General features: G+C 40.4%; 7 protein-coding genes and 1 pseudogene. 3 read left to right on the plus strand and 5 right to left on the minus strand.

What is annotated here, in order from left to right:
- The 3 genes and pseudogenes from HP456_RS14195 to HP456_RS14205 form a co-directional block, all read left to right on the plus strand.
- Positions 1-211, plus strand: a pseudogene (locus HP456_RS14195) (TetR/AcrR family transcriptional regulator); the annotation flags it as partial.
- Between the two features lie 405 nt (positions 212-616).
- Positions 617-1,108: a serine hydrolase gene (locus HP456_RS14200; protein ID WP_281358049.1), complete on the plus strand. Its 492-nt coding sequence runs from the start codon at positions 617-619 to the stop codon at positions 1,106-1,108.
- Between the two features lie 201 nt (positions 1,109-1,309).
- The gene (locus HP456_RS14205; protein ID WP_172252192.1) at positions 1,310-2,065 is read left to right on the plus strand and encodes a PAS domain S-box protein; all 756 of its coding nucleotides are present in this window, start codon (positions 1,310-1,312) and stop codon (positions 2,063-2,065) included.
- Positions 2,066-3,163: 1,098 nt separating this feature from the next.
- Here HP456_RS14205 and HP456_RS14210 read toward each other — a convergent pair.
- The 5 genes from HP456_RS14210 to parE form a co-directional block, all read right to left on the minus strand.
- Positions 3,164-3,634: a staygreen family protein gene (locus tag HP456_RS14210; protein ID WP_172252194.1), complete on the minus strand. Its 471-nt coding sequence runs from the start codon at positions 3,632-3,634 to the stop codon at positions 3,164-3,166.
- Between the two features lie 48 nt (positions 3,635-3,682).
- The gene (locus HP456_RS14215; RefSeq protein WP_172252197.1) at positions 3,683-4,471 is read right to left on the minus strand and encodes a YybI family spore inner coat protein; all 789 of its coding nucleotides are present in this window, start codon (positions 4,469-4,471) and stop codon (positions 3,683-3,685) included.
- Positions 4,472-4,575: 104 nt separating this feature from the next.
- Entirely contained in the window at positions 4,576-6,003 is a 1,428-nt protein-coding gene (locus HP456_RS14220; RefSeq protein ID WP_172252199.1) for an alanine/glycine:cation symporter family protein, read from the minus strand.
- Positions 6,004-6,296: 293 nt separating this feature from the next.
- Positions 6,297-8,729 carry a DNA topoisomerase IV subunit A gene (gene parC, locus HP456_RS14225; protein ID WP_172252201.1) on the minus strand — a complete coding sequence of 811 codons (2,433 nt, stop codon included), beginning with the start codon at positions 8,727-8,729 and terminating at the stop codon, positions 6,297-6,299.
- A gap of 3 nt (positions 8,730-8,732) precedes the next feature.
- Entirely contained in the window at positions 8,733-10,703 is a 1,971-nt protein-coding gene (gene parE / locus HP456_RS14230) for a DNA topoisomerase IV subunit B (protein WP_312857765.1), read from the minus strand.
- Positions 10,704-10,817: the final 114 nt, after the last annotated feature.

Genomic DNA, 10,817 nt, shown 5'->3' on the forward strand with positions numbered 1-10,817 from the left:
TCTGAATAAACAAAGTGAAAAAATGTTTAAACAAACTGCTCAATTAATCGAAAAAGGGCAGGAGCTTGGTCAATTTAAAGAAGGAAGTCCAATAGAAATGGCATTTTATTATTTTGCTTCCATTCATGGATTGACGACGATAAAACGCAGTATGGGTGAACGGTTTATAACGCCGAGTCTTAAAATAGTAACAGAGTTCTTATTTAAGTAGTCTATCCAAGGTGTCCAGGGATTGTAGTTTTTAACAATTTATAAATCATAGGGATATTTGATATAAGTTAGAAGTTGCTTGTCTTAACAGGATTAAAGAGATGGATTTGTGACATAAAGCTTTGGGTTTTTCCTAAATCAATTTAAGGAAGTTTGTTCCTGATGATATTGACGAGCGACACGAAAGTCCTGACACAATAGTCGTTGGTATTACTGTATTTAATAGTAACCAATCTGGACTATTGTGTCATTTTATTTGATACAATAGTCCAGATTGGTTACAACCTTGTTAAATGACACAAAGGATTAACAACATTGAAAAAGCCATACAAACCCTTATTCCGTTAAAGTGCCAGTTAATTGAATAAGAATTTCAAACTTTAACTGATGCAAACCTTCAAAACGTATGAACAAATACAATCAAGATATAATCAATCAGTCAGTCTTGTTGAATATAGGAGGAGTTGAGAATACATTAGGAGAAGAATGCAGATTGCTTAACCTGCACGATACAAAATTAAATCGCAAACTGATGGATTTTGATGCCCTGAAATCAGGGGCAGATATTCATATCTCCGCAGCCGATGCAGTAAACTGCTTAAAGGCTATAGACAACAAAGATCTGTTTCAACTAAACACCAGGAAATCAACGCTCCGGATTCTGCATAATCAGCAATTTTGCCAGAAACTCCTTGGCGGTATGAATCGTAATTTGGTATATACGGCATATAAAACGGGTGAGCTGCCCGGGGTCGAACATGACTGTGCCATTATGCGCTATAAACATCAAACGATTTACGCGGCAGTATTAATCGATAAATTATTAGATAATTCATCAGGAAATGAGATGATGGTGAGGATCGGTCAGTACTTAAATGAGTTTATTTTGAATGACTGAACACAAATACTAAAGACGTTTCTTCTATCTTAGAGTACAGAAGGAACGTCTTTTTCCAGTTATGAGAAAAAGAAATTCAACGATTTTTTAGTTGCAAATCAGGAGTTCAGGACCAGAATCATGCTCTTCATCCCCGCAGGAACTACTTCCTTGCTAACAAAATAAATAACCTGTATCGTAGGTGGAAAGGAGTGAAAGTTTTTGAGGGAAACAATTTCAGAAATAGATTATCTTGAGGTTATGGAATATTCACTTGACCCACTCATTATCCATACCGATTACCGTATTATATTTATAAATCAGGCAGCTGAAACTTTCTTTAAAACCACTAGAGAGGAAGTAGTTGGCGGGAGCCCCCTTGATATCTTCAAGGAAACGTCAAAAGCCTCCATTAGACAGAGAATACAATCCGCCTATGGTCAGCCCGCAGAGGTGATTGAAGAAACGGTCTACCGATCGGACGGAACAGCAGTAGACGTGGAATTATATTGTCATCCTGTCATGATTGGGGATAAAAAGGCAATTCAGACATATGTAAGGGACATTACAAAAAGAAAGGAGACCGAGAAGAAACAGAATGACTTGATGGAAGAAATAAATGAACTGTCGGCAACATTGGTTCCTTTAATGAACGAAATAGCCGTACTTCCTTTATCGGGCAAAATAGATGAGGAGAAAGCTAGATTATTTTTAGAGATTATACCTGTCAAGGTAAAAGACCAGAACGTTAATCATTTAATCATTGATTTCTCTGGGGTTTATACCTTTGATGATATCGTCGTTAATCATCTTTTTAAGCTAACCAGCGTTTTATCCATGCTTGGTGTACGTTCAATCGTCACGGGCTTACGGCCTGAATTCGCTATGAAGGCAACCAGCATGCATATAGATTTGCCTTCCATCCCTACGATGGCCACCGTGAAAGATTCCCTTTCTTACCTGGGTATCAATAAATAAGCTGAATGTACTGCAGCTTATCTCTGAATAATAGAAAACGCCGCTAAAGTTCCCCTTTGGCGGCGTTCGTTTGTGATTAATTTATTTAACTGGGGAACTCGACGACACATGAGCTATATGTTGAGGCTCTATCTTGTTGGCATTTCACAGTTCAATTAGTCCTTTCTGCTCCGGTTTCTTGGTTCTTAATGCTAGACTAAATAGTCAGCCGGCGCTTAGACCGCTAGATAGGATATCCTACAAGGGAACTGTTGACCACAACTGTAGTAGGATGTAGTGGCGGGGTGTTACGGACAATATTGAAAAAGAAACAAATTACGTAACGACCAACGGGTTAATGTTGATTTGATCAAGGGCGAAGTAAATAATTATAAGAACTATTCATTCAATAAAAACCGAAAGGAATGCACCCAATGAGAACGAATCTGACAATGAACCCAAGAAACATTACCAGTTACAAAAGTGAAAGTTATTATCAGACGGAAAAAATCTTCTAGAAGAAAGAAGAAGCATGATATTTTTATCGAAAAAATCATTTATGTAGGGAAATACTAGTACAATTATTGTTCATAACAGAATAGAGTGCTATTTTTTATTAGTTAACATAATATATATTCTAGGAAGTTAAATAAAAATAGCTGAAATTGTCTCATATCAAAAGTATACTCTTAATATTGAGACGAAATTTAAAATTTCTTGTTATTTAAAGAACTTAGTTGATTTATCTGGATCACTTTCGGCCGGTCGTTTTTGTAAATCAAATTCGGTTTGATTGATGATTTCAGTTGATCTGACAAATGGAACCTATATCCTCAGGATATATCAATATATATCAAAAAATGTGATTCTGTTTGGATTCCTGTCTCTATGTATCGGGTCCTATTTGGTTTAGTTAACATAATACCATTCTTTAACTCAACTCTGTTAATTGGATGATTTTTAATTATATTTACAAATGTTTGCTTTTATCTTTTATATACAGGAAAACTATACCTCTTCGCTTTTTGGAATAAATCGCATAATAAACCCTCTTTTTATCTTTTGTAACCAAAATGATTTTAGTAAAAGTAAAAAAATGCATAAAGAGATCTCAGCCCTTTATGCATGGTTCATTTTCACTAAGTATTGTCTTGGGGTTCCGAAATAGATAACTTGATTAAACTCATTGAATACAGATTCGAAATAAATATAAACTGGTGCATCAAGAAGCCAGGGATAATACGTATAAAATCCGTTATCTCCATTTACGAAAGCATTCAATGCAAGCGGAATTTCCTTTTTGAAAATCATGAAACGAACCTTAGAAAGTTTCTCATCAAACTCTCCTCCACTTACATACACTTTTCCGAAGAGTGTGTATTGACCAAGTTCACGCCGCCATTCCCCGAGTACTTCATCTCTCATTTGAGCGTTTATTTTCGATAAATCATACTGAGAACCTATACTTAAGTATAGTTGCCCATTTGTATCAGAGTGAGTCAATGTGTACTTTCTGTTGTCAATCGGATTGAAGATTGAAGCCGGCGGCAAATAGGTGACAGCTAACTTCTCAGGATGGAATTCACTCATTTATAAGCCTCCTTCAGATTTGGGCTTATAGCAGTGTATGTCAAACGCCTATCTTGTGTGCTTCTGCAGCGAATCCTCCTGCCAGTTTATTTCAACCAGATTCCATTTATCATTTTCGTAATACCAGTAGGACTCCGCCGTGCCGATCCCGTCAGCTTTGTATGCTCCACTGATCTGCTGGTACCCCTTTAACCCCTTGTCTGTCTTCCCCTTGATTTTGGAAGGTTCGAAAAACGCTAAGGGGCTAACAATCAATTCCATTGGTTCATTTAATTTTCCGTCGGTATAGATGCCCAGACGCTCATATTCTTCTTTACGGTCCCTTAAGTCAATCGTATACGATTGATTGGTATCGGTGAATGTGATAACAGATTTATAGTTGTCTTGAAATTGAGCTTGAATCGTAAGTCCTTCTGGCAAACCAAGATTAAGCAATTTATTATCAGCAAGTGTATGAAGAGCCATGTAATACAGTCCTCCGCTGCCTCCTGTTGCAGTGGAAAACAGCATATCCTTTATTCCGTCATGGTTTAGGTCAACATACTTTATTTGAGGCTCATAGCCGCCCTCGTAATCGATCCGCATTTCGCTGCCATTGGATGTTGTAATTTCAGCCCATACTTCTTTTAAAAATAATGCATCAGGTGAGTATGGGATGGCTTTAAGCTCAATTTTATCTGTTTTCCCATCTCCAGTTACATCTTTAGAGTAGGACTTAACGGTCAGTTGATTGATCTCAGGCTGTTCACTATGATTTTCTTCTGAAAAATTTCCAGCGATCGCTTGTAAAGATAAAATGAAAAAAGTACTAAAAGCAAACAATAACTCTTTACGCAAAGTGTCCCCTCCTCGGTCAGATAATTCTTTATTATCATGACCAAATAAGGAAAAAGTATGTAAAAAAGACCAACTCAATTTTTATGAGTTGGTCTTTGCCATTATTATAGTTTCTCTGATTTAGTTACCGGTTTCTCATCCCAGCTTTCTATTCCCTTCAATCCTTTAATGGAGTTGGAATAGAATACAGGATCTTTTCCTTGTTTCTTCTGTGCACGATAATCTTTTAACGCAGCAAGTGCAATTCTCGTGAGCAAGGTAATGGCGATAAGGTTGATGATGGCCATGAGGCCCATGAATAAATCAGCAAGTCCCCATACGACATCAAGCTTCACGACTGCACCGAAGACGACCATACCTATCACGGCAAGTCTATAGATTAACAGTGCAGCTGGACTGTATTTGATGAATTCAATATTCGTTTCACCATAATAATAGTTACCGATGACGGAACTGAAGGCAAATAAGAAGATTGCAATCGCAACAAATGTATCAGCCCATGGACCGACATGGAAGCTTAATGCAGCCTGGGTCAACTGAATACCGTCGATTCCGGCAGTATATTGATCTGATAGAATGATCATAAAGGCAGTCGCCGTACAAATGATCATTGTATCGGTGAATACACCAAGAGTCTGGATCAAACCTTGTTTAACCGGATGTGAGACTCCGGCAGATGCAGCTGCATTCGGCGCACTACCCATACCTGCCTCATTTGAGAACAGACCTCGTTTGATACCCATCATAATAGCGGCTCCAACTCCGCCGCTTACAACTTCCCTGAATCCAAATGCGCTTTCAAAAATAATAACGAACATATCGGGAAGCATCGTAATATTAGTGATCAAGATATAAAGTGCGAGAATAATATAAAGGATTGCCATCACAGGAACCAGTATCTGAGTAACATGAGCGATCCGCTTGATCCCTCCAAAGATAATGAGAGCCGTCAGTACCGCTAAAATGATTCCGGTAGTTAAGCGGTCAAAAGAATATGCGCCTTCCATTGCAAGTGAAATGGTATTGGATTGTACCGAATTAAACACTAATCCAAAACAAAAAGTAATAATAACAGCGAAGAGAATTCCCATCCAGCGCGCGTTCAGACCTTTTTCCATGTAATAAGCAGGACCGCCGCGGAATCCATCTTTTCCATCTTTCACTTTATAAATCTGAGCCAGCGTGCTTTCAATGAAGCTGGTCGCCCCTCCTAATAGAGCAATCAACCACATCCAGAATACAGCACCGGGTCCTCCCCCGGCAATCGCTGTTGCAACACCTGCAAGATTTCCTGTTCCAACTCGTGATGCTGTACTGATTGTGAATGCCTGGAATGAGGAAATTCCTCTTTTCCCCTCTGCTGAAATCGTCGTTTTATCTGTCAATAAACGCCCCATTTCAGCAATATATCGAAACTGTACAAACTTGGTGCGTAATGAAAAATAAAGTCCAAGACCCACAAGACCTGCAATAAGAATATATGACCACATATACTCATTTAACGTACCGATAATGGTGTTAAATAATTCCATAGATGAATGCCCTCCAGTATGTAATAAAATGTAAATTGCATGAGCTTATGTATGTTTACCCCAAATGACACTTTTTAAATCTATCAAATAAATATTTTTCTATCAATTGCAAATTTCATATTGATGTAAAAATATTGAATGTTGTACAATCATGTGTTTTGATTGTACAACAATTTTGCATATTCATACGTTTACTATACAATGTATTCCTGTTGAAATGTACTTGTTGCAACATAGAATGGCTGTTATCCCATTAAAAAAACGGCTAAGGAGTCCTTAGCCGTTTTATCCGATCATTCAACGTTTTCAGTAGATTTTACCCAAGTCTCTGTAACAGGACCGCTTTCAGCTTCATCAATCACGAATGATCCGTTAGAATACCGGTCATTTGCTCGCAAATCCGATACCTTTATATTTTCGGTCTTTCCTTTCTTCGTTATCAATTCAACCATTTCAGTATCCTTGACCACTTCAATCCGAACGACTCGATGGGGATTTGATTTAAGTTCCCTGAGCATAATGACTCCGCGTTTGGCACGGGTAGTCTTTTCAAACTCTGATAGCTTCATCTTTTTCACTGCGCCGCGATGAGTGACCAGCAATACGTATTCTTTTACATGATCACTTATCACTTTACCTGAAACGACAAAGTCATCATCTTTAAGATTGATCCCTTTGACTCCAGCAGCTCTAGGACCGACGATACTTACATCTTCTTCTGCAAACCATAAACCATAGCTCATGTATGTTGCCAGGAAGAGATCTTGGCTTCCATCGGTCAGATGGACGTCCACTAAAGAATCATCGCCTTTGAGGTTGATTCCCACTAGAGGGCGGGAATATCGCTGCGCTTTATATTGGGACAGTTCAGATTTCTTGGTCATGCCGTTTCTGGTAATGAACAGAAGGTATTTTCCTTCATCAAATTCCTTAATCGGAATCGCCTTTAATACTTGTTCATCACGATCAATTGGGACGATATTCCCTACATGCTGGCCAAGGTCTTTCCAGCGGATGTCTGGCAATTCATGCACAGGGCAGTATATATAGTTCCCTTTATTGGTGAAGACCAGAAGAACATCCGTGGTATTCATCTCATACTGTGCAAGCAGCCTGTCCGTCTCTTTCATGGCAAGGTCCTGACCATTAGATGCTGCGTATGATCGAAGACTTGTACGCTTGATGTATCCATCACGGGTGACTGACACCATGACGTCTTCACTGGCAATCAATACTTCAAGATTGATTTTGATCTCTTCAATTTTTTCTTCAATTTGCGTACGTCGCGCATCTGCAAATTGTTTTTTGATTGCTTTTAGTTCTTTTTTGATGACACTTAACAACTTACTTTCACTTTCCACTATCGCTGTTAATTCCGCTATCAATTTCCGAAGCTCTTCTGCTTCATCCCTTAAAGCAGTAATGTCTGTATTGGTCAATCGGTATAACTGAAGACTCACGATTGCTTCTGACTGGGCTTCAGTGAAATTGTAGTGCTCGATTAAGTTGTTCTTCGCATCTTTTTTATCCTTAGATGCACGGATCGTAGCGATAACTTCATCAAGGATAGATAGAGCCTTCATTAATCCCTCAACAATATGCTGTCGATCTCTTGCTTTTTTTAAGTCATGCTTCGTGCGGTTCGTTACCACTTCTTTTTGATGCACAATATATGCGTCCAATAATTGTCTAAGCCCCATAAGTTCAGGGCGTCGGTTATGGATTGCCACCATATTGAAGTTATAGGAAATTTGTAAATCGCTATTTTTATAAAGATAATTCAAGACGCCATTGGCATCTGCATCCTTTTTCAATTCGATGACGATCCGGAGCCCTTCGCGGTCGGTCTCATCACGAACTTCGGCAATCCCTTCCACTTTGCGGTCCAATCTGAATTCATCCATCTTCTTTACTAGGTTCGCTTTGTTCACTTCATAAGGAATTTCAGTAATGACGATTTGCTGCTTGCTTCCGCGTATATTTTCGATGTCAGCTTTGCCGCGTACAACGACTTTTCCTTTGCCGGTCTCGTACGCTTTTTTAATGCCGTCAACGCCTTGGATGATTCCGCCGGTAGGGAAATCGGGCCCTTTAATGACAGTCATTAGATCATCGACTGAACTCTGTGGCTTTTCGATGCGCATGATGGCTGCATCGATTACTTCACCCAAATGGTGGGGCGGGATGTCAGTTGCATATCCTGCCGATATACCCGTCGAACCATTCACCAGCAAATTTGGAAAACGGGAAGGAAGAACGGTCGGTTCACTTGAAGTATCATCAAAGTTAGGGATGAATTCGACCGTACTCTTATCGATATCACGCAATAATTCCATTGAAATAGCTGAAAGTCTCGCTTCTGTATAACGCATGGCAGCAGGCGGATCGCCATCGATGCTTCCGTTATTTCCGTGCATTTCAACAAGATAGTTCCGCACTTTCCATGTTTGGCTCATTCTAACCATGGCATCATAAACGGAAGTATCACCATGAGGGTGATAGTTGCCGATTACATTACCGACTGTTTTGGCTGATTTACGGAAACCTTTTTCCTGTGTGTTTCCATCTACATACATGGCATAAAGGATCCGTCGCTGAACGGGTTTCAGCCCGTCCCGCGCATCTGGTAAGGCACGTTCTTGAATAATATATTTACTATATCTTCCAAACCGGTCGCCAAGTACCTCCTCAAGAGGCAAATCTTGATATCTTTCTACAGTTGTCATGTTTTACCCCTCCTCTGCGACCGTGATGTTTTCATTCTCTAATATACTGCCGTCTTCTTCCAAGCCAAATGCTACATTGCTTTCTATCCACTTACGGCGGGGTTCGACTTTATCACCCATTAATGTCGTAACACGCCGTTCAGCACGAGCAGCATCATCAATTCGTACCCTGATGAGGGCCCTGGTTTCAGGATCCATAGTCGTTTCCCATAATTGATCAGCATTCATTTCACCGAGTCCTTTATAGCGCTGGATCATATAGCCTTTGCCGATTTTTTTCATGGCGCCGTGAAGTTCTTCATCCGTCCAGGCATATTCAATCTTTTCTTTCTTTCCTGTTCCTTTGCTCACTTTAAATAGCGGAGGAAGGGCGATATACACTTTTCCTGCTTCCACAAGCGGTTTCATGTAGCGGTAGAAGAAGGTAAGGAGCAGAACCTGGATATGCGCCCCGTCCGTATCGGCATCTGTCATGATCACAATTTTGTCGTAATTGATGTCTTCAACGTTGAATTCTGGTCCTACCCCGCCACCAATCGCATGGATGATGGTATTGATTTCTTCATTTTTGAAGATATCCTGCAGTTTCGCCTTTTCAGTGTTGATGACTTTCCCACGCAGCGGAAGGATTGCCTGGAACTTACGGTCGCGTCCCTGCTTTGCAGAACCTCCTGCAGAATCTCCCTCCACCAGATACAGTTCATTACGCTGCGGATTTCTTGATTGAGCAGGAGTCAGTTTCCCTGATAATACAGTCTCGGAACGTTTACGTTTTTTCCCGTTGCGTGCATCCTCTCGTGCTTTTCTGGCTGCCTCGCGTGCCTGTGCGGCTTTGATTGATTTTTTGATCAGCAGTGAACTTGTTTCCGGATTTTCTTCAAGAAAATAAAGAAGATGTTCTGAAACAACGGAATCCACTGAAGAACGGGCTTCGCTTGTTCCCAGCTTTCCTTTCGTCTGACCTTCAAATTGGAGCAATTCTTCCGGGATGCGGACTGACACTATGGCTGCAAGGCCTTCGCGGATATCCGTCCCTTCTAGGTTCTTATCGCGATCTTTTAGGATTCCCGCTTTACGGGCGTACTCATTGAAGACCCTTGTCATTGCTGTTTTAGCTCCTGCTTCGTGAGTCCCGCCGTCTTTAGTCCTGACATTGTTGACGAACGATAAGATATTTTCGGAGAATCCATCATTAAACTGGAATGCGAATTCCACTTCGATGCTGTGGTTCGCACCTTCAAAAAACGCAACGTTATGAAGGCTGTCCTTCTCTTCGTTTAAATATTGCACGAAGGCCTGTATGCCGCTTTCATAAAGGAATACTTCTTTTTGGTCGTGCCGTTGATCTATGATTTCTATTTTCAACCCCTTCAACAAGAAGGCTGATTCTCTTAGACGTTCACATAACGTATCATAATTATAAGTGGTCGAACTGAATATGTCGGGATCTGGTTTAAAGTGTATAAGAGTTCCCGTTTTTTTTGTTTTGCCGATTTTTTCAAGCGTCGTCTCTGGCTTTCCGCCTTTAAAGAAACGCTGTTCATATTTGATGCCGTCTCTTTCTATCGTAACGACAAGCCTTTCAGACAACGCGTTGACAACGGAAGCCCCGACCCCGTGGAGTCCGCCGCTTGTCTTGTACCCTCCCTGACCGAATTTCCCACCTGCGTGAAGGACTGTCAGGATAATCTCAGGCGTAGGTTTTCCCATTTTATGCATACCGGTAGGCATTCCGCGACCTCTGTCTTGAACAGAAATACTGTTATCTTTATGTATGGTGACTGTGATTTCATTACCGAAGCCTGCTAGTGCTTCATCTACTGCATTATCTACAATTTCATATACTAAATGATGCAGCCCTCTGGAGTCAGTAGAGCCAATGTACATACCAGGTCTTTTTCGAACGGCTTCCAAGCCCTCTAAAACCTGAATTGCATCATCATTGTAAGCCATGGACTGTGTCTGGTTGGCCACGAACATTCCCCTTTCGAACTTCTCTGCCCGTATCTGAACTTACTGAACGGGTTTATAATGTTCTATACTTACTATAACACAAGAACATTTGTTCGTTTACCTGTTTTTCCTCAT

The organism is Bacillus haikouensis (assembly GCF_013179555.1).
Classification (GTDB): Bacteria; Bacillota; Bacilli; order Bacillales; family Bacillaceae_B; genus Rossellomorea; species Rossellomorea haikouensis_A.